The 19,741-nt window shown below is 41.4% G+C and carries 14 protein-coding genes and 7 tRNA genes; 5 read left to right on the top strand and 16 right to left on the bottom strand.

Features of this window, described 5'->3' with window-relative positions; translation table 11 throughout:
• The first annotated feature begins 461 nt into the window (after positions 1–461).
• From L2747_RS01310 to L2747_RS01290, 5 genes are all read left to right on the top strand, one after another.
• Entirely contained in the window at positions 462–929 is a 468-nt protein-coding gene (locus L2747_RS01310) for a hypothetical protein (protein WP_248997311.1), read from the top strand.
• Positions 930–1,052: 123 nt separating this feature from the next.
• Positions 1,053–1,835: a fimbrial biogenesis chaperone gene (locus L2747_RS01305; RefSeq protein WP_248997310.1), complete on the top strand. Its 783-nt coding sequence runs from the start codon at positions 1,053–1,055 to the stop codon at positions 1,833–1,835.
• A 14-nt stretch (positions 1,836–1,849) separates the two neighbouring features.
• The gene (locus L2747_RS01300; RefSeq protein ID WP_248997309.1) at positions 1,850–4,891 is read left to right on the top strand and encodes a carboxypeptidase regulatory-like domain-containing protein; all 3,042 of its coding nucleotides are present in this window, start codon (positions 1,850–1,852) and stop codon (positions 4,889–4,891) included.
• Positions 4,892–5,130: 239 nt separating this feature from the next.
• The gene (locus L2747_RS01295) at positions 5,131–5,562 is read left to right on the top strand and encodes a hypothetical protein (RefSeq protein ID WP_248997308.1); all 432 of its coding nucleotides are present in this window, start codon (positions 5,131–5,133) and stop codon (positions 5,560–5,562) included.
• A gap of 660 nt (positions 5,563–6,222) precedes the next feature.
• Positions 6,223–8,739, top strand: coding sequence for a TonB-dependent receptor (locus tag L2747_RS01290; RefSeq protein ID WP_248997307.1), 2,517 nt, complete (start codon positions 6,223–6,225; stop codon positions 8,737–8,739).
• An 80-nt stretch (positions 8,740–8,819) separates the two neighbouring features.
• On the opposite strand, the gene gloA is transcribed toward L2747_RS01290, so the two are convergent.
• From gloA to L2747_RS01210, 16 genes are all read right to left on the bottom strand, one after another.
• Entirely contained in the window at positions 8,820–9,230 is a 411-nt protein-coding gene (gene gloA, locus L2747_RS01285) for a lactoylglutathione lyase (RefSeq protein ID WP_248997306.1), read from the bottom strand.
• A 410-nt stretch (positions 9,231–9,640) separates the two neighbouring features.
• A complete protein-coding gene (gene nth / locus L2747_RS01280; protein ID WP_248997305.1) occupies positions 9,641–10,282 on the bottom strand; it encodes an endonuclease III in 642 nt (213 codons plus the stop codon).
• A gap of 47 nt (positions 10,283–10,329) precedes the next feature.
• The gene (locus L2747_RS01275) at positions 10,330–11,025 is read right to left on the bottom strand and encodes an electron transport complex subunit E (protein WP_248997304.1); all 696 of its coding nucleotides are present in this window, start codon (positions 11,023–11,025) and stop codon (positions 10,330–10,332) included.
• Positions 11,018–11,656, bottom strand: a complete 639-nt coding sequence (gene rsxG, locus L2747_RS01270) for an electron transport complex subunit RsxG (RefSeq protein ID WP_248997303.1) — start codon at positions 11,654–11,656, stop codon at positions 11,018–11,020. The genes L2747_RS01275 and rsxG overlap by 8 nt, the downstream gene beginning before the upstream one ends.
• An 18-nt stretch (positions 11,657–11,674) precedes the next feature.
• On the bottom strand, positions 11,675–12,727 hold the full coding sequence (gene rsxD / locus L2747_RS01265; RefSeq protein ID WP_248997302.1) for an electron transport complex subunit RsxD: 1,053 nt from the start codon (positions 12,725–12,727) through the stop codon (positions 11,675–11,677).
• A gap of 3 nt (positions 12,728–12,730) precedes the next feature.
• Positions 12,731–15,271: an electron transport complex subunit RsxC gene (rsxC, locus tag L2747_RS01260; RefSeq protein WP_248997301.1), complete on the bottom strand. Its 2,541-nt coding sequence runs from the start codon at positions 15,269–15,271 to the stop codon at positions 12,731–12,733.
• Entirely contained in the window at positions 15,265–15,834 is a 570-nt protein-coding gene (gene rsxB / locus L2747_RS01255; RefSeq protein ID WP_248997300.1) for an electron transport complex subunit RsxB, read from the bottom strand. Before rsxB ends, rsxC begins: the two co-directional genes overlap by 7 nt.
• Before the next feature lie 2 nt (positions 15,835–15,836).
• A complete protein-coding gene (gene rsxA / locus L2747_RS01250) occupies positions 15,837–16,415 on the bottom strand; it encodes an electron transport complex subunit RsxA (protein WP_012277028.1) in 579 nt (192 codons plus the stop codon).
• A gap of 106 nt (positions 16,416–16,521) precedes the next feature.
• Positions 16,522–18,438 (bottom strand): EAL domain-containing protein, encoded by a 1,917-nt coding sequence (locus tag L2747_RS01245; protein WP_248997497.1) that lies wholly within the window; start codon positions 18,436–18,438, stop codon positions 16,522–16,524.
• 135 nt (positions 18,439–18,573) lie between these two features.
• Positions 18,574–18,649: transfer RNA gene (locus L2747_RS01240), tRNA-Asn, on the bottom strand.
• A 37-nt stretch (positions 18,650–18,686) separates the two neighbouring features.
• Positions 18,687–18,762, bottom strand: a tRNA-Asn gene (locus tag L2747_RS01235).
• 44 nt (positions 18,763–18,806) lie between these two features.
• A tRNA-Asn gene (locus L2747_RS01230) sits at positions 18,807–18,882 on the bottom strand.
• Positions 18,883–18,914: 32 nt separating this feature from the next.
• A tRNA-Asn gene (locus tag L2747_RS01225) sits at positions 18,915–18,990 on the bottom strand.
• Positions 18,991–19,031: 41 nt separating this feature from the next.
• Positions 19,032–19,107, bottom strand: a tRNA-Asn gene (locus L2747_RS01220).
• 41 nt (positions 19,108–19,148) lie between these two features.
• Positions 19,149–19,224, bottom strand: a tRNA-Asn gene (locus L2747_RS01215).
• A gap of 43 nt (positions 19,225–19,267) precedes the next feature.
• Positions 19,268–19,343, bottom strand: a tRNA-Asn gene (locus L2747_RS01210).
• Between the last annotated feature and the right edge of the window lie 398 nt (positions 19,344–19,741).

Here is a 19,741-nt window from a genome sequence, read left to right as displayed (position 1 = left end):
CGGAAGATGAAAGAAAACCGCGGTTCACATTCTAAACCTCTAGTAGGAAAGTCTATGTTTTGCGAGTTGGTATAGACTAACGAACTATTCTTAATGAATATAAATTAGCTCTTTTGGTTATATATAATTAGTAACCATAGCATATTTGTGTGTTTTTTTGTTCTTATATCTTACATGTTTCCAGAGTTTAAGTGATGCAATTGGGTTTTTAGTAGTGGTTTCGACTTATGCGGTTGTTTATTATTCCTTATAAAACTTATGGGTTAGCAATTGTTGCTAGACTGAATTATTACACTTTTATGAACCTAGCCTTAAAGTCGTTGCTAGATGTAGCTGAATTGTTATATTTTTGTTTCAAGCGCTGCTTGCAACATAAATCATCGAGTTATTTCAGGGGTTTATTATTGCTGTTTTAGCAGGGGGATATAACAACTATAATCGTTAAAATAGGTAAATTAATAATGAATAAAAAAATACTCCTTTCTACCCTTGTTGCATCATCACTACTACTTTCTGCTAGCGCGACTGCTGAAGACGCAACGGGCACAGCAAATTTTAACTTGGTTTACCCTCTTACTGTAACTGAAGCGACAGCTATGGAGTTTGGTGATGTTTCAATTGTGACTGATGGCAGCTGTGGAGTCGATTTTTCCGGAGGTACTACAGGAACTTTATGTGTTGCTGGCGGCGCGACACAAGCTGCAGGTGCTTTTACAGTAACAGGAGCTAACGGCGCTATTAACGTTTCTGTATCTGGAGTCGATAACACTGTTGCTGGCGTTGCATTTACACCAAGTGTGGCCAATGCTTCTGAAACAATTTCAGGTAACACAGCGTCAATTAATGTTGCTGGTAACTTAGATATTACAGCCGCTACTGCTTTAGCTGGTACTCACGCACTAACTTATACATTGAGCGTGACTTACTAATTAGATTGAGGGCTATGAGTGGAATGATTCATAGTCCTTTTTAAATCGATGACTGTCGATGCCGAAGTAAGCTATTTAAAACAATAAAAGAGGGTAAACCTCGTACATTAGCTAGGCGAAAATATGAAAAAGATTTTACTTTGCTGTATTACAGCACTTTGGGTATTTGATGCCTCTGCCAATTTACTTGTCAATCCAACTCGCGTAGAGCTTGATCGTAAAAGTACCAGCGCTGTTTTCTCTTTAGTTAATAAAAGTACCGAGTCTGCTCGCTATAATATCTATTTTGAAGATAAAAAAATGCTCGCAAATGGTGATTATGTCGAATTATCAAAACAGGAAGCGACTCAGTCACTAGCGAATTTTGTGCGTTATTCACCTCGCCGAGTTAATATAGAGCCCGAGCAGGGAGTACGAGTTCGTTTAGCTGCTCGTTTACCTAGAAATATTGCACAGGGTGAATATCGTAGTTATATCGTGTTTCATCAAATTCCTTTAGCGCCCAAAAGCTCCAATGATGCAGCAGAGCAAAAAGCGGACACATTCAGCCTGTCTATCTCTGCTTATATGAAAGTTGCGATCCCCGTTTTGATGCGAGTGGGGGATTTGAGCAGTGAGCTAAAGATTGAAAAAAGTGCAATTGATAACACTAGGCAATATATTGAGGTGACGCTGCAACGGATTGGTGAACGCAGTAGCTTCGGCGATATAGAAGTCATCAATCCAGTAACTAAGCAAATCGTTGCCGCGACTAAAAATGTCGCTATCTATACAGAGCTAAATGAGCGTCAGTTTTCTATTGCTCTTACAGAACCTGTTGCTGCGGGGGCCGAATTAATCATCCGCTATCAGGAAAATAATTCGCTTTTTCAAGCAAAAACTGTTGAGGCTAAGTTAATACTCTAGCCGACCTGAACGCGATGCTTCGACTTTTACAGCTCTGTCGCTGGCTGACTTTAGCAGCGATACTTCTGATCGCGTCACTTGCGTCAAAAGATGCATCATTTGATGACTCTAAATTCGAAAGGTTTGAACCACTAGCTGGCACTAAAATTTATTCTCCAGAAGATCGAGAAAACAGCGTTCAACCTATCGATACTTTGGTTGAGGCCATCAGTCAGGACAGTCCTCAAGAAACATTAGCTGACGTACAAAAAACTATTGAGTCAAAAGCGCAATCACTAGAAGTATTAATGCAACCTACGTTAATTGAGCTAGCAAAAGCAAAGTCACAGCATCAAACATTTAGTAAAGGCACCGCGTCAATCCGGACTCATTTACGTCAACCTGCTGTAAGCTTATCCAATGATGCCGATTTGGCATTATCAAGCTTAATTACGGTTGCAGAACCAAGTTTAATTGGGCATGACTCTAAAACTGATAAGGTGACGAGTGCTTTAGAACCCCATGAAAATCCTCTTGTTACAGCGTTAAGAGACACACAAGTTGAACCGTCGCTGGCAACTTCAATGATTAAAGCTTGTGATCATCAGCTAGCAATACCCTATCAAAACCAAATTGCAGACGAAGCGCTATTTCTTGTTACCCAACTATTTTATGCAGATATGTCGTTAAGCAATGAAATGTTTGCTTATCAAGATAACGGTCGTACGTATTTACCGTTAGAGTTTGTAGTTGAGCAGCTATTATTACCAGTGCAAATCGATATCGATTCTCTGTCGGCACATGGCTGGTTTGTTGATGAGGCTAAAACAATCCAAATAGATCAGCAATTGATGCTGTTTTGGAATCAAGGAGTAGATTGCACCGTAACATCATCGGTTATCTATCACGATAGTTGGGATCTCTATATTGAGACTAAGATATTGCAGCAGTTATTCGGTATTGAGATTACGTTTGATTCAGCGAGGCAAAAGTTTGATATAGCCGCTTCTGATCATATCCCCCTTAGTCAGTTAATTGAAAGACAGAAAAAATACCAGTTATTTAATGCACAGAAGAACAGTGCCGATGTACGTAAAGTTCAGGCAGTTAATAAAGAATATGCCGTAGTTGGTGATTTAGCACTAAATGTTGATTTAGGTGTGAGAGTGCAATCGTTTAATAATGAAGCTAAAACTGAAACAGACAGTTATATACAGACAAGGGCCGATTTGTTTGGCCACAATAGCTATGCTGCATACTCTCAAACAGCGAGCGGAACGACCTTTAACGGCTACCTCGAGCGATTAGTCCAAGATCAATGGGTTAATTTCTACCGTTTAGGCGATGTGGACTCCCACAGCTTATCTTTAGTTTCTGATTCGACTCGAGGCGCAGGCTTTACTGTCAGTGCTGGCAGTGAGTTTACGGCAGATTTACGGACCATTGTTGTAGATGGTGAATTAGAGGCTGGTTGGGATGTAGAGCTTTATCGTAATAACACCTTAGTTGGTGTTCAGCGAGTTCAATCTGATGGCCTGTACCGCTTTACTGATGTGCCATATTATATTGGTTTGAATCAATATCAATTGCGTTTTTACGGACCAAATGGTGAAAGTCGTGTTGAATCCTTTAGTAAATTGCTCGATAGCTCTGTGCTAGAAAAGGGAAGTCTTGGCGTTAATGTTGGCGCAATTTTGCGTGAGCAAGACGATTTAAAACAATATTATGCCGATGTAAATTGGGCGGTTCGAGAAGATATGACAGTAGGACTCGCGCTAGTTCAACAGCAAGATGAATTAAAGCAGTGGCGGTTTTTACCGCGTTTATCGGTTAACTATGTCGGTGATTCGCAGCTAATACAACTTAACTATGTTAAAAGTGACCAAGGCTATGCTACGAGCGCTGCAGTTCAAGGCAGCCAAAGGGATATTGATTGGCAAGCCGAATGGCAACAATACAGTAACTACTCAACCTGGGATAATGTTGGTGGGCGGATCAAACAACAAGCTTTCGCGAGCTTGAATGGCTCCTTTGTCAATGTGGGGCTGAATTGGGGCGTAAATGGTCGTTGGCAAGCACTTAACTTCGGTAGCGATAATGCCCAAGCAAACTTCTTACTCTCAGGTCAATTGTATTCTTTATCCTTAAGCAATGAGCTTCGCTGGTCTAGTTTAAATAAGCTTAATAGTTGGAGCGATAGAATTGCAATTTCTGGTAGATTAAGCAATTGGCAAATACGGAGTTATGTCGATATCGAAATCTCACCAGATGTCAGCTTGAACCAGTGGGTATCAAATTTAAATACAGCTATTAATGATGAGGCTAATTATCAAGTTGAGCTCCGCTATCAGCCAAATAGTGATAATGAATTTAGTATGCGTAACTCTATCGCTTACTTTTTTGATTTTGGTAGCTTGCGGTTAGATATTGATAATGCCACCAACGGAGATTGGTTTGCGCAAATGAAATGGAATAGCGCGTTACTATGGGACACAGACCAAGATCGCTGGCTTATCGATAGAATGAGCTATATCAATACAGGAACAGTGAAAGTTATCGCTTTTCAGGATGATAACGCTAACGGGTTATTCGATAGCAATGAGCAGCCTATTGCAGGGTTAACGTTTTCTGGACATAGCCAATCAAATAAACAAACAGATCAAAAGGGTGAGCTACTCATTACTCAGTTGCAAACCAATAGGCAGCAAAAATTAATTCTCAATGAAAATAGCTTATCTGATCCATTTTTACTGCCAGCGGCTCATATCATTAGTGTAAATCCTCATCCCGGCCATATTCAGCCAATTCTGTTCCCAGTTATGTATACGGCAGAGCTTGAAGGAAGCGTATTTTACTCGGATTCGGATCATTTACCCGCTGTGGGCTTACTCGCCGAACTCAAAAGCAATACTAAAGAGCTGAGTTATAGTGCTCGAGTTGAGTACGATGGTATTTTTATTTTTGGTCAAATACTTCCCGGTAATTATGAACTCTTCCTAGATAATCAGTTTATTCGAACTATTAGTTTATCGCCTGGAGAGTTTATCCAAATACCAGAGCTAGAAATTAGTGATTAGTTCTTTACTGTTTTAATCACGAATCTAAATGGCTTACTTCTTTTAAAGCACTTTTATCGCAGATATTACATTTTAATATTCGGTAGGCTTCGATTGTCTAATAACAGACCAGGTTTGTGATCGCGGTTTTTGCTTACGTAAAGTCTATGTGCAAAAGTAGATGAAAGAATCGTTAATACTCTGTTATTTGGCTATAATTAAGTTTCAGCCTTTGTCACTTTCCTTGTTAATGGATTAACATGAATTTATTTTTTGGTCTTGTCACAGCCTTTGCTCAGGCGCACTTTAATCTGGTTATTCCAGTTTCTATAGAACAAACCCAAGCATTAGAGCTCGGTGATATCTATAGTGTGCAGAATGGAATATGTAAAGTCACTCAAAATGGACGCACGGGTAGTGCATGTTCAGAGTCTAATGCCTCGTTAGGAAAACTAATTGTGCTGGGGAATGTTGGTCAACATGTACAGATTAAAGTTCTGAGTTCTACAAATAGCGCAGTGACTTTTACTCCAATTTTATCAAATGGTAAGCAAGCCTTGACGATGTCCTTATCAGATGCATCAACTGAGATATATGTTGGCGGGGAAGTTACAATTTCTCCCACACACATTTCAGGGGAAAATTTAGGACAGATGAGTGTTCAATATCTAATAGAAGTAAACTACCAATAGCGGCTTGGTGTTTTTGAACGCCTAGCCTTAATTTATGGCAATGGATAACAGCTGGCTGCTATAACACTCATAATCAAATAACTACCGCGTTATGCAACCCTCACTGGCTTATTAACACTAAGCTACTGGTTACAAACCGACGTCTACAAATATAAATTTTATCCGACACTGCAAATTTACAGCTCTTTACTAAAGACTGTCACTTTGTAACATCTATTCACATTTATTGAAGTTACCCTCCATAGAAACCTGAATCAATGCTGATCGCTAACCTAGTTAGATCAAAAAAAACATGAGCAATATCTAAGAAATAGAACGTTCAGCGTCGGACTTACTAAAGTTAGTACGATAAAAGTGTGACCAAGATCACACTTTTGTGATTATCGATGGTTAAGAAAATGTTGCGCTTGTTTTGGTTTTATTACCTGTGTTTTTTTGCTTTAGCAGTGTTTTTATCTTTGATGTGATAGTTGTCACATTGTTGATAACGTGCCTTGTTGTTGGAATTTACTTTTTGTTTAAGTTTTTGCAACACACTTGTGGCAATGGTTAATAAATTGCTCGATTGACGCTTTAAACGTGAAATTGCAGTATCGATACCAACGTCAGGAATAACAAATGACGTATATAAAAATAATTAGGTTTAGGGAGTACGACATAATGAACAGACCATCTAAATTGGCCTCAGCAATTAAGTTTGGCTTAATTGCTTCGGTTTCAACTACTGCATTTTCCGTATCAAATACAGCTTTTGCTGAAGAAGTTGGTGCCGATGTAGAACGCATTGCAGTTACCGGCTCCCGCATCCAACGTCAAGACATGGAAACTGCATCGCCAGTAACCGTTATTGGCGCTGAAGAAATTCGTGCAGAAGGTTTTACTACCGTTGACGAATTGCTACAAGCTCAAACATCTATGGGCGGTAAAGCCGTAGGTTCTAGCACTAACAATGGTGCTGACGGTGTTGCTCAAGTTGACCTTCGCGGTATGGGCTCACAGCGTACACTAGTACTGTTAAATGGTCGCCGTATGGTGAACTCAGGTTCTGGTGCAAACAGCTCTGTTGACCTTAACTCTATTCCTGTAGCGATGATCGCACGTGTTGAAATCTTAAAAGATGGCGCATCAGCAGTATATGGTTCAGATGCAATTGCTGGTGTTGTAAACATCATCACTAAGAAAGACTTTGAAGGTTTCCAAGTTGATGTTCAAGGCGGTATGACCGACAAGAGCGACGGCGAAAATGGTGAAATCAGCGCACTTTATGGTTTTAACACTGATACCGGTAACTACACATTTGGTGCAGCATACTCTGAGCGTAAAGGTGTAATTCAGTCTGACCGTGACTGGACAGATCCAGGTAACAGCTCATTTATTCCAAATGGTTCTTTGGGCGGTAAAGTTAAAGATGAAAATGGTAACTGGGTAGATCGCTCTGAAGGTTATGACTTTACTCAAGATAGCTTCTACCAGACTCCAAGCAAGCGTTACAGTCTATTTGCTAACATGACTCAAGAGCTAGGTGATGACATCGTAATGACCGGTGACATTCTATATACCAAGCGTAAGTCTAATCAGCAGTTAGCACCACAGCCAGCTAACATCATGCTAGATGTTTGTGAAGTAGGACAAGACCCTGCGACATGTCTAGAGCTTGATCAAGACATGATCGATGCTGGTATTACTCCAGATAAGAACGGCCAAGTTAACTACAGAAAGCGTATGAATGACGTGGGTCCACGTATTTATAACCAGGACACTGATACATGGCGTATTTCTGCAGGCCTTGAAGGTTCACTAGATATCAATACGGGTATGAACTGGGATGCTTCGTACACTTACGGTAATAACAAAGCTAAGACTGGCGTAGAAAACTCTATTAACGCTAACTTGATGGCTGATGCTATCTATGCTGACCAAGATCCATGGTTAACTGGCCAGCCAATGACTGATCAAGATGTACTGAATAGTGTTTCTTATGATGAAGAAGCTGATGGTGGTAACGAGCAGCATGTCTTCTCCGCAGGTCTTAACGGTGAACTGTTTGACCTAGATGCAGGTGCAGTTGCATTTGCTATCGGTGCAGAGTATCGCTACGAAAGCGGTTACTACAATCCGGATCCAATTGTTGTTGCAGGTGAAAGTACTGCAGCGCAGCAAGATCCAACAGATGGTAGCTACAACGTTATCTCTGTATTCCAAGAAGTGAGCGTGCCGTTTACTGATAAGCTAACCGGTGAGTTCGCACTACGTTTTGATGATTACTCAACATTTGGTAATGCATCAACTTGGAAGATTGGTCTTACTTATGAAGCTACTGATGACTTAATGCTACGTACTGTAGCGGCGACAGGTTTCCGTGCTCCAAGTGTAAGTGAGCTATATGGTGGTAACTCAGGTTCTTACGATTACTTAGTTGACCCATGGGGTAACGAAAAAGACCCTCAAATCCTAGTAAACCGTACTTCAGATGAAGATCTTAAGCCTGAAGAGTCTGAGTCTTACACTGCTGGTTTAGTTTACTCGCCAAGCTATGTAGATGGTATGTCGTTAACAGTTGACTACTGGCGCTTTAAAGTGAAGAACGCAATTACGCGTCTTGACACTCAAGCTGGTATCGACGCTTGTTATGCTGGTGACGCATCAGCTTGTGAGACCTTCAACATTGGTGCAGATGGTGACTTGTCTAACTTGACTAACTCACTAACTAACGTTGGTTTCCAAGATACAAGCGGTATTGACTTTAACTTAGCTTATAGCTTTGAAGTACTAAACCTAGACTGGACCGTAAGCAACGATACCACTTACTTGTTGAACTTTGAGCAAGATGGCAAAGATTACACTGGTACAATCGATGGTAACTTTGGTGCATATGCAGAGGTTCGTAACAACTTCAGCATTAAAGCTGGCCAAGATGATTGGAGCGTAATGTACTTCAACCGTTATATCGGTGAGATGGATGACCTAGCAACAGGTGATACTGTAGACTCTGTTCTATACCACAACCTATCAGCTACATACTTCATCAACGATGCTTGGATGCTAAGCGCTGGTGTTAAGAACTTTACTGATGAAGAGCCATCAAAAGTATCTAACGGCAGTGACGGCGGTACAGTACCAGAAGTTTACGACGTAATTGGTCGTACATACTTCGCTGGTGTAACCATGAAGTTCTAAATAGCATTTGCTATTTAACCTAAAGAAAAAGCGCCGAAAGGCGCTTTTTTATTATTCATCAATAATAAAATTTTAATTTTTTAGCCTAAACCTTTCTGGGCTGAACTCATCTGGATAAATTCAATCTTGTAGCCGTCAGGATCTTCTACGAAAGCAATTTCAGTGTTTCCACCTGCAACTGGACCAGCAGGGCGAATAACTTTACCACCGGCTGCGGTAATCGCTTCACAGCGAGCATAGATATCTTCTTCACCGATAGCTATATGCCCAAAAGCATTGCCGTGCTCATAAGATTCAGTTCCCCAGTTATAAGTTAATTCAATCACTGCTCTGCCTGTTGATTCTTCATCAAATCCAACAAACGCTAAGGTATATTGATATTCACTATTCTCGCTTTGTCTAAGCAGTTTCATACCTAAAACCTTGGTGTAAAATTCAATACTGCGTTCAAGATTGCCAACGCGAAGCATGGTATGTAATAGTTGTGCCATGATTAGATATCCAATTGATAGGGTAAGAGTTGAGGCGAAGTATATCGAAATTCTACTTGATAGACACACTTTGTAAAAATTGAGCCAGATCAATTTCTTTAGTCAGTGCATGGATCACAAAATCTTTAAATTAGTCTGAGAAAGTCTCTTGTTTCTTATACTATTAGCTGAGTATTTAAAGGAGAACACTATGCAAACTGAACTAAAAATGTCACTTGGTCTTACTGTTATTATTGCTGCGTTTTTAACTGTTTTCTTTATCTGTATGTACTAAATAAATTTTGTTAGGTTGTTTTATAGTTGGGTCTAGGTTTATAAATTGGCCTAACAAATAGTTTGTTGACATAGAGATACAAAAAAGCCGCTATTAGCGGCTTTTTTGTTGATTTATCTAAATGTTGGATTAAATATTAATCTTCTGGATAAACCTTATCTTTGAACTCACACAAGTCTTCGATAATGCAACTTCCGCAGCGAGGCTTACGGGCAATACAAGTATAACGTCCGTGCAGAATAAGCCAGTGGTGTACGTCTACTTTAAATTCTGCTGGCACTACTTTAAGCAGTTTGTTTTCGACTTCAACAACGTTTTTACCCATTGCAAACTTAGTGCGATTCGAAACCCTATCAATATGGGTGTCTACAGCAATGGTAGGCCAGCCAAAAGCGGTATTGAGTACAACGTTCGCTGTTTTTCGCCCAACACCAGGCAGGGCTTCTAAGGCTTCTCTGTTTGCAGGGACTTCACCATTGTACTTTTCAACTAGAATTTCGCAGGCTTTAACGACATTAATAGCCTTATTGTTATACAAACCTATCGTCTTAATGTATTGCTTTAGCCCTTCAACACCTAAGTCGGCAATGGCTTGGGCAGTGTTTGCAACAGGAAACAGCTTATCGGTTGCCTTATTCACACTTACATCAGTTGCTTGAGCGGATAGAGTAACGGCAACTAAAAGCTCAAATGGGCTAGAGAAATTAAGCTCAGTTTCTGGATGAGGGTTATTCTCCCTTAACCTTTCTAGAATTAAGCGACGTTTTTCTGCGTTCATTTTAAATTTCCGTATTGTTTTATATTTATTCTATTGATCAAACGGGACTAATTAACCTTGGTAATACGAGCGCGTGTAGGAGCCTCAAGTTCAGCTTTAGGCTGTTTACTTGCTAAATGCTGATCGATTACGTTCTTAAGCGCAATCAGTAAGCCCATACCAATAAACGCCCCTGGTGGCAGCATAGCAAGCAAGAAGCTGGTATCCACTTGCCAGATTTGAATAGTTAGTGATTTTGCCCATTCGCCGAGTAATTGGTCAGCTCCGTAAAATAGTGTTCCTTGGCCTAGGATCTCGCGGCTTGCACCTAAAATACACAGAACCAATGTGAAGCCAAGTCCCATCATTAACCCGTCAAAAGCAGACTTAGCGACGTTATTACGTGAAGCGTAAGCCTCTGCACGGCCAATAATGACGCAGTTAGTTACAATAAGCGGTAAGAAAATACCTAAAGAAAGGTATAAACCATATGCGTAGGCGTTGATTAGCAACTGAACGGTTGTCACAAGGGCAGCAATAATCATAACGAATACAGGAATTCGGATCTCTTTGGGTACAAAATCCCGAACAAGAGAAACCAAAATATTTGAGCCAATCAGTACCAGCATTGTTGCTAAACCAAGACCTAACGCATTGGTTAACGTTGCGGTAACTGCAAGTAGTGGGCATAAGCCGAGTAACTGTACAAGGCCAGGGTTATTCTTCCATAAACCTTGTCTTGCAAGTTCTTTATAATCACTCATTTCCTACCTCACAGTTAGCTGGTGTAGACAATAGCGCAGCTTTATTTGCATTAAAGTACAGCACTGCTTTTTTCACTGCTTTTACATAAGCGCGCGGCGTAATCGTTGCGCCGGTAAATTGATCAATTTCACCGCCATCTTTTTTGACGTTCCAGCGCTTATCTTTGTCTGACTGCAAGAAAAGCCCATCGAATGATTTTACCCACTCAGACTTTCTTAGCTCAATTTTGTCACCTAAGCCCGGTGTTTCTTGATGCGCTAACGTGCGTACGCCTAATACTTCACCAGAGTGACTGATACCAATGATAATACGTATATTACCGTTATATCCATCTGGTGCTATTGCCTCAATTGCAATTGCAACACCTTGATTACTTTTAGTAGCAATATAGGCGGGTAGAGGCTCCGTAGTACCTAAAGCGTCTTCAGATTGGAGAATAATACAATGTTCTGTTAGCTCATTATCATGGATTTCATCAGGTACAATCTGGTGTAATACGCGTGCAAGCTCAACTTTTTCCTGTTGCTTAATCTTGTCGAACGTAAACTCATTGACCACAGCCACAAGCCCTGTACACAAAAGTGCAAATAGACCTAGTAATAAACCATTTTTTAGCATCGATTTTTTCAAAATAAATTCTCTTTAAACTCAGTTGCCGGTGCGGTGACCATAAGTGCGCGGTTTAATGTAGTAGTCAATAAACGGCGCGCAAAGGTTAGCGAGCAGAACAGCAAAAGCAAAAGCGTCTGGGTAACCACCGTAGGTGCGGATCACGTATACTAATACGCCAATAAGTGCGCCGAAAATTAAACGCCCACGAATGCTGGTTGCTGCAGTCACCGGATCTGTAGCAATGAAAAATGCTGCAATCATTGTTGCACCCGAAAACAGCTGCATTAATGGCCCAACGTGAGTATCTGGGTTTAGTAAATAACCAAAACCACTGCAGATAAATAGCGAACCTAAAATCGCAAAGCTAATATGCCAGCGAATAACCTTAAGCTTTAACATCACTAGGCCGCCAACAAGGTAAGCCATATTGACCCAAAACCAACCAACGCCAAAACCATCGGAGAACACTGACTTACTCAGGCTTTCGGTCATGGTTAATCCAAGTGCAAGGTCTGTTTTTACCGTATCTAACGGAGTGGCCATTGCTATACCGTCAAAACCGAGCTTATAGGTATTAAGCTGCTCGATGGACATTGATCCAAAAATAGCTTGCAGAGTTAGGCTAATATCCATTGGGTTTTGTGCAATAGCTAAAGGCACTGACCAACTTGTCATTTGTACAGGAAAAGAGATCAGCAACATAACGTAAGCTGCCATGGCTGGATTAAAGATATTTTGTCCAAGACCGCCATATAGCTGTTTGACTAGCACGATTGCAAACAAAGTACCGATCACCACTAACCACCAAGGTGCTAAAGGTGGTATGGCTACACCTATCAATACAGCGGTGAGCACGGCACTGTTATCACTGATTGTTGGTACGATCGCACGTTTTCTTAATGCTAAAACTGCGGACTCTGCCGCCAAAGCCACAAAAACAGCTAATAACACTTGGATGAGAACACCAAAACCGAAAAAATAACTCTGTACAGCAATACCCGGCAGTGCACATAAAATCACGCGGCGCATAACCGTTTGGGTTTGTAACTGCACTTTTAAGTGCGGTGATGAGGCTAATTTAAACGCCATGTTTTATTCCTTTTCCTGCAATTTTGCCTGGGCTTTCTTCGCCTTTGCTTTGGCAATTGTTGCTGCGATACGCGCTTTTTTCTGTTGTTCAGCGGTCATTGTTGACGCAGGCTCTTGTTGTTTAACCTCTCCCTCTTGTGAGGGGCTAACCGGCTCTGTTGGAGCATAGGGCTTGTCATCTAAGCCCGAAAGGGCGCCGTTATCGCTAATCGAAGCTTCTGCTAAACTCTCATTCGTGTTTTGTACGACATCAGTTGTTTCATCTGCCAGTTTAGCGGTTGCCTTTTTGGCTTTAGCGCGAGCAACTGCAGCAGCGATTCTCGCCTGCTTATCATTCACTGGCGTATTTACAGTCGTTTCCGTATCGGTTTCTAATTCAACTGATTGCTCACTAGGTTGTGCCACTGCTGAATTAGCGGCTGCCTTTTTGGCTTTAGCGCGAGCAACTGCCGCAGCAATTTTCGCCTGCTTATCATTCACTGGTGTATCAACAGTCGTTTCCGTATCGGTTTTTAATTCAACTAACAGCTCACTAGGTTGGGCCACTGCTGAATTAGCGGCTGCCTTTTTGGCTTTAGCGCGAGCAACGGTAGCAGCGATTTTCGCTTGCTTATCATTCACAGGCGTATCAACAGTCGTTTCCGTATCGGTTTGTAATTCAACTGATAGCTCACTAGGTTGAGCCGTTGCTGTATTAGCGGCTGCCTTTTTGGCTTTAGCACGGGCAACAGCAGCGGCAACTTGCGCTTTCTTATCTAAAGCTTGGGGATCTTGGGAGCTGTTAACTGAGACGTCCGCAGCAGGTGTTGATGATTTCTTCGCTTTTGCTCGAGCTATTGCAGCAGCAATTTGCGCCTTTTTATCATCGATAGTTACTGAAGTTGTTGATTCAGAGCTGTTAGAGGCGGAAGCCTCTTTTTTAGCTTTTGCACGAGCAATCGCAGCTGCTATCTGTGCTTTTTTATCGAGTTGAGGCTCGGCAGCTTCGTTTTCACTTGCTTGTTCTGCGGCCTTTTTAGCTTTAATTCGTGCCATTGCTTCAGCAACTGCATTTTTATCGCTAGCAGCCATAGTACCTTTACGTCGCTCTGCTGCTTCTTTTGCTTTGGCTTCACGGGCAAGCTTTTCTTCTTCTAAACGTTGTAATCTGGCTTCGAAACGTTGCTTAGCAAAATCCGCCTGCTTTTTTTCTTCGGTTTGACTGCGTATCGCCGATTTTGCAATGCGATAATACTCTACAAGTGGAATGTCACTTGGACAGACGTAGCTACAGCAGCCACACTCGATGCAGTCATGTAAATTGAAACTTGCAGCTTTGTCGTACTCTTCGGCTTTTGAGTGCCAGAATAATTGTTGAGGCAACAGAAGAGCAGGGCAAGCAACAGCACATTCGCCGCAGCGAATACACGGCTTTTCAGTGACATCATCTGCAATTTCTTCTTTACTTGGCAGCAAAATACAATTGGTGCCTTTAAGCACTGGAGCTGCAAGATCGGGTAGTGAATGCCCCATCATTGGGCCACCAATAATTATCTTATCAGATGAAAAGTCACCACTAAAACCCAACGAGTCGAGAATATGCTTAACTGGTGTACCAATGGGAACCCAGTAGTTACCAGGTGTTTGGCTATTCAAGCCAGTAACGGTTACTACCCGGTTTGTTAATGCATATCCGTTAATGACAGCGTCATTAATCGCATAGGCTGTGCCAACATTTTGTACTAGCATACCAAGTTGAGCAGGGATCGCCCCTGAGGGCACTTCTTGGCCAGTTAGGATTTGAATAAGCTGCTTTTCACCACCAGAAGGGTATTTGGTTGGGACTGCTGTGATGCGTGTGCTGCCTGACGCTAATTGGCTGCGGTTTAAGGCATGTTGCATAGCATCGATGGCTTCTGGTTTATTGTCTTCGATTGCGATAATTATGCGCTTTGGCGAAAGAAGACGTTGAATGATAGCAATACCACTTAGGATCTCGTCGCTATGCTCGCGCATTAATCTGTCATCAGAGGTGATATAAGGTTCGCACTCGATACCATTGATTATCACCAACTCTATATCACTAGCTGGACTTAATTTTATATGAGTAGGAAATGCTGCGCCGCCAAGCCCCGCAATACCAGCTTGCTGAATTTTTTTAAGAATGTCTTGATTACTTAATGTTTCAATATCGGAAGGTTCAACTGTCTTCGCTTCGTCTAGGCCATCTGCTTGGATGACACAGCTAAGTACTTCAATGCCAGATGCATGATTACTTGGCATTGCTTTGATTGCTGTAATAATACCAGAAGTCGGTGAATGAACAGGGCTGTACGCAAAGCTTGTGCCGCTGGTTAATGCTTGTCCCTTTAGAACACGATCATTGACTTTAACCGCTAACAAAGCACTATCGCCAACTTGTGGCAAAGGTAAAACATACTGATTAGCCAATGGAATTTGGCGAATAGTTGTCTTATTAGATAAGTTCTTTAATTCTGGAGGATGAACACCGCCATGTGAGCGCCAAAGCGTTCCTTTATCAATTTGTTCTAATAAAGTTAACACGGCTTATCCTCTTGCAACTGCTTGACTGGAATAGCATTTAATTGCCAATCCCAAGTTTTAGTGGTTTGTTCTACTGGTATCATATCAATGCAATCAACTGGGCAGGGTGCCACGCATAAATCACAACCCGTACAATAGTCTGTGATAACGGTATGCATGAGTTTACCTGAGCCTAAAATGGCATCAACAGGGCAGGCCTGAATGCACTTAGTACAGCCTATGCACTCATCCTCGCGAATATAAGCGACTTTTTTGACTTGTACTTCTTCGGTAGCATTAAGAGGCTCAGGGTCCACGCCCATTAAATCAGCGAGCTTTTCCATAGTGGCGGTACCACCAGGAGGACATTTGTTGATCTTATCACCGCCAGCAATAGCTTCAGCGTAGGGGCGGCAACCAGGGTAACCACACTGACCACATTGAGTTTGTGGCAGTAAAGCTTCGACTTGGTCGGTAAGAGGGTTGCCTTCTACTTTAAACTTTTCTGCGGCAAATCCGAGTAAAACACCAAAAACGAGGGCGAGTACCGTCAATACAACGACAGCAATTACAATTCCTGACATGTCTATTTAACCAATCCTGTGAATCCCATAAAGGCGAGGGACATTAACCCTGCGGTAACCATGGCGATAGCGCCACCTTTAAAGGGAGTTGGAACATCTGCTGCGGCCAAGCGTTCGCGCATGGCTGAAAAAAGCACTAAAACTAACGAAAAACCGACTGCTGCGCCAAAACCAAAAATAGCCGACTCGATAAAGCCATGCTTCTCGTTAATATTGAGCAAAGCCACACCCAATACGGCACAGTTGGTCGTAATTAATGGCAGATAAATCCCTAGAGCTCGATGCAAAGAGGCACTGGTTTTCTGTACCAGCATCTCGGTAAATTGCACGACAACCGCAATGACTAAAATAAAACTCATTGTGCGTAAGTAGCCGAGATCAAAAGGAAGCAGTAGGTATTGATTGACGAGGTAGCTGAGAATAGACGCTAGTGTTAACACAAACGTTGTCGCCATTGACATTCCAATCGCAGACTCGAGCTTGCTCGACACTCCCATAAAGGGACAGAGGCCAAGAAATTTTACTAATACGAAGTTATTGACTAGCACAGTGCCAATCAATAAAAGGAGATATTCACTCATCTCTATTCAAATTTTTAGACAGAATTTGACTATTATCGACTTTTCCGTAGCTATTAACAACACATAGAAAGCAAGGACAAAAGGATTGCTCTATAAATCAGCAGTATTAAGCCATTGCTTCAGATTTTCCACCTTGAATTAACGGTGTCGGTTTTGCTATGTAATACCCCTGCAGACCATCTATAAGTAGTTGTTCCATAATGATTTTGTCTTCTTGCTTTTCGACGCCTGTTGCAATCACGCGGATCCCCAACTTACGCGCAATGTCGATAATCATTTTTACAAAGAATCGGTTCTGCGGATCTGTGCTAATCCCTTGAGTGTAACTATGATCAAGTTTTATAAAGTCAGGTCGAACTTCTTTGAAAAACTTAAATGAAGTAAAACCATGGCCAAAGCGCTCAATAGATACTCTTGAACCTACACTGTGTAATTCATTGATAAAATGATAGGTGGCGCTGAGGTTTGTTTGCATGCCCGACTCATTAACTTCAAATATTAACCGAGCCGCGATATGCCTTTGTTGCTGTAAAATGTTTTTCATCCAAGAGACAAAAGTTCGGTTACTCGCCGATGCAGCACTTATATTAATACCAATAAGGCCGGTGATTTTAGGTGATTCGATGAGTAAACGGATTGCGTTAAGTATGACGAGTTTATCTATTTCACCGCTCATTCCGTGGCGCTCTGCCATTGCTATAACGGTTGTTGTCGGGAAAACCTTTCCTTCACTATTATAAAATCGAGTGAGTAGTTCTTTATACGATTCGACATCGTTACGACAAGGGCGGATGGCTTGAACATAAAACTTTATTGAGCGCCTACGTAGTAATTCAGTAATCGCAACTTTCCAGCGGCTTTCACCAAAAAGTTCATCGCCAGTAAGCTCTTCTTGCAAGTGGTAGCTATTAGGGCCTAAGGTTTGCGCAATACTAACCGCAGTATCAGCTAATGTCATTAACGAGACCGGATCGCTATCTTGTAAGTACGGCACTAGGCCAATATGAGCAATTGAAGCTGTACCTACTTGCTGTTGATATTCACTAAATGTAGTGGATAATACACTCGCAATCGCAACTCCCTGTTTTAGATTTGCATCTGGCAGTACAATAGCAAAATCTGCTGTAGATATACGAAAGCACAATGTTTGTGGTTTACTCTTAAATGCTGCTCTAATTTCATTGGCAATTCGGGCTAAGTAATCATCGCCCCCTTCTCGCCCAACCATTTGGTTAATTGTCCCTAGTTCGGTTGCCTTAATGATAAAGAGAACACCGACCTCTTTATGCTGCGGCCGACAGATCTGCTCCAATTTCTCGGTGAAACGGGCGCGAGTGCCAAATCCTGTAATAGGATCTTGAAATGCTGTTTTTGTTAGTTGTTCATTGACTGCTTGTAGCTCATTGAGTTTGGCTTTTAATGTCTGCTGACTATTTTCTAAAGACTGAATGACAACGTTATATTCTCTTTTAATTTTTGAGTGTTCAATAGCATCAAAGGAGAGGTTGCCGAGATCTTCAATTTTGTTAGCAATGTATTTAATACTGCTCTTTTGCCTTGCGGTAAAGAGAAAATAAATAAAGCTAATGAGTAAAAAACTGCTCCAAATAATCATTAAGTGGTATTCAAAGCGTGTAATAGTTTGGCTTAATGCGGATTTATTGGAAAGTTTGACTTGTAAGCGACCGGCTAGTAGAGAGCGAGTGTCTGCCAAGTCGGTAATAAATAATGGTGATAGAGGGGAAATGTTGTTGGTTTGCAAAGTACCACGAGTAAAGTTATTACCGCTGTCGTTGCTATCTATATACTGGAAAAATTGAAATCCGACAGCAGGTTGTAGCTGTTTGTATAATGATTCACCGCTTCCTTGCCATTGCTTTTCTTTATTAATTATTTCAGCGTATTGCTTTAACAGGCTGGCATTCTTAGTGTCTAAATTACGCTTTTCATTCTGGTAACTCAAAAATGTGAGTGCAGAAAATAACAAAATTAAGAATAATTGAAAAAACTTAGATGTTGGCATAAGAATCCATTCATGCATGAATACTCGATAACGAGTGACGACATGTTAATTGCCAGCATTATAAACAGATTTAATTATTAATTGTAGGTGCTTTAGTGTTTGAACTGAAACTACGAGGAATATAAGTGAAAAGGTTGGCTCCCCAGACTGGACTCGAACCAGTGACATACGGATTAACAGTCCGCCGTTCTACCAACTGAACTACAGGGGAATCGCATAAACCTTTTTAAAGCAGTGTTATATTAAAGTGGCTCCCCAGACTGGACTCGAACCAGTGACATACGGATTAACAGTCCGCCGTTCTACCAACTGAACTACAGGGGAATCGAATTACTTTAACACAACTAAATTTAACTAAAAGACTAAAGTGGCTCCCCAGACTGGACTCGAACCAGTGACATACGGATTAACAGTCCGCCGTTCTACCAACTGAACTACAGGGGAATCGCAAAAACCTTTAGTTTACATTATAAAAGTGGCTCCCCAGACTGGACTCGAACCAGTGACATACGGATTAACAGTCCGCCGTTCTACCAACTGAACTACAGGGGAATCGAATTACTTTTATAACAATCTTCAACTTTGACTAAAAATGGCTCCCCAGACTGGACTCGAACCAGTGACATACGGATTAACAGTCCGCCGTTCTACCAACTGAACTACAGGGGAATTGCTATTTTTAGTTCGATAACTCTCTTACTTTGTAAAAGTGGCTCCCCAGACTGGACTCGAACCAGTGACATACGGATTAACAGTCCGCCGTTCTACCAACTGAACTACAGGGGAATTGCTTTTACATTATCAGATAATTATCTAATCTAACTCAACTTGGCTCCCCAGACTGGACTCGAACCAGTGACATACGGATTAACAGTCCGCCGTTCTACCAACTGAACTACAGGGGAAGCGTTTAAGTTACGTCTCGTTGAAGACGGAGCGCATATTAAATCGCTCTTACAATTGAGTCAACTCAACAAGGGGAAAAAAATGAAATAATACGCTTAAGTGGTCACCTAACGCGCATAATGATGGCGAATGCAGCATTTTTGTTAATATATGAGCAGTTGCAATATAAGCCTATGAGATATTCATAGTTTTCGATTGTACAATTTTTAATAACTCGCTCAAAAATTCGCTCTACCGAGCCAGATTAATTACAAAAGTAGTAAAATTACAGAAAATAGCTTTGGTCTCGTTTTATGGGGATTGCTGCTTAAATGCCCATAGCCACAAGCTTTGCAAGAGTTATCCACTAAATCTGTGGATAAGCCTGTGGGTTAATCGAAAAAATCAACGGCAATCG

The organism is Shewanella marinintestina (genome assembly GCF_023283845.1).
Lineage (GTDB): Bacteria > Pseudomonadota > Gammaproteobacteria > Enterobacterales > Shewanellaceae > Shewanella > Shewanella marinintestina.
Note: the sequence above shows the minus strand (reverse complement) of the source record. Positions and strands in the feature narration are given on the sequence as shown.

Excerpts from the sequence above, each read along its gene's own strand:
- L2747_RS01310 (WP_248997311.1), top strand. The coding sequence starts at position 462 with ATGAATAAAAAAATACTCCTTTCTACCCTTGTTGCATCATCACTACTA.
- L2747_RS01305 (WP_248997310.1), top strand. The coding sequence starts at position 1,053 with ATGAAAAAGATTTTACTTTGCTGTATTACAGCACTTTGGGTATTTGAT.
- L2747_RS01300 (WP_248997309.1), top strand. The coding sequence starts at position 1,850 with ATGCTTCGACTTTTACAGCTCTGTCGCTGGCTGACTTTAGCAGCGATA.
- L2747_RS01295 (WP_248997308.1), top strand. The coding sequence starts at position 5,131 with ATGAATTTATTTTTTGGTCTTGTCACAGCCTTTGCTCAGGCGCACTTT.
- L2747_RS01290 (WP_248997307.1), top strand. The coding sequence starts at position 6,223 with ATGAACAGACCATCTAAATTGGCCTCAGCAATTAAGTTTGGCTTAATT.
- gloA (WP_248997306.1), bottom strand. The coding sequence starts at position 9,230 with ATGGCACAACTATTACATACCATGCTTCGCGTTGGCAATCTTGAACGC.
- nth (WP_248997305.1), bottom strand. The coding sequence starts at position 10,282 with ATGAACGCAGAAAAACGTCGCTTAATTCTAGAAAGGTTAAGGGAGAAT.
- L2747_RS01275 (WP_248997304.1), bottom strand. The coding sequence starts at position 11,025 with ATGAGTGATTATAAAGAACTTGCAAGACAAGGTTTATGGAAGAATAAC.
- rsxD (WP_248997302.1), bottom strand. The coding sequence starts at position 12,727 with ATGGCGTTTAAATTAGCCTCATCACCGCACTTAAAAGTGCAGTTACAA.
- rsxB (WP_248997300.1), bottom strand. The coding sequence starts at position 15,834 with ATGTCAGGAATTGTAATTGCTGTCGTTGTATTGACGGTACTCGCCCTC.
- rsxA (WP_012277028.1), bottom strand. The coding sequence starts at position 16,415 with ATGAGTGAATATCTCCTTTTATTGATTGGCACTGTGCTAGTCAATAAC.
- L2747_RS01245 (WP_248997497.1), bottom strand. The coding sequence starts at position 18,438 with ATGCCAACATCTAAGTTTTTTCAATTATTCTTAATTTTGTTATTTTCT.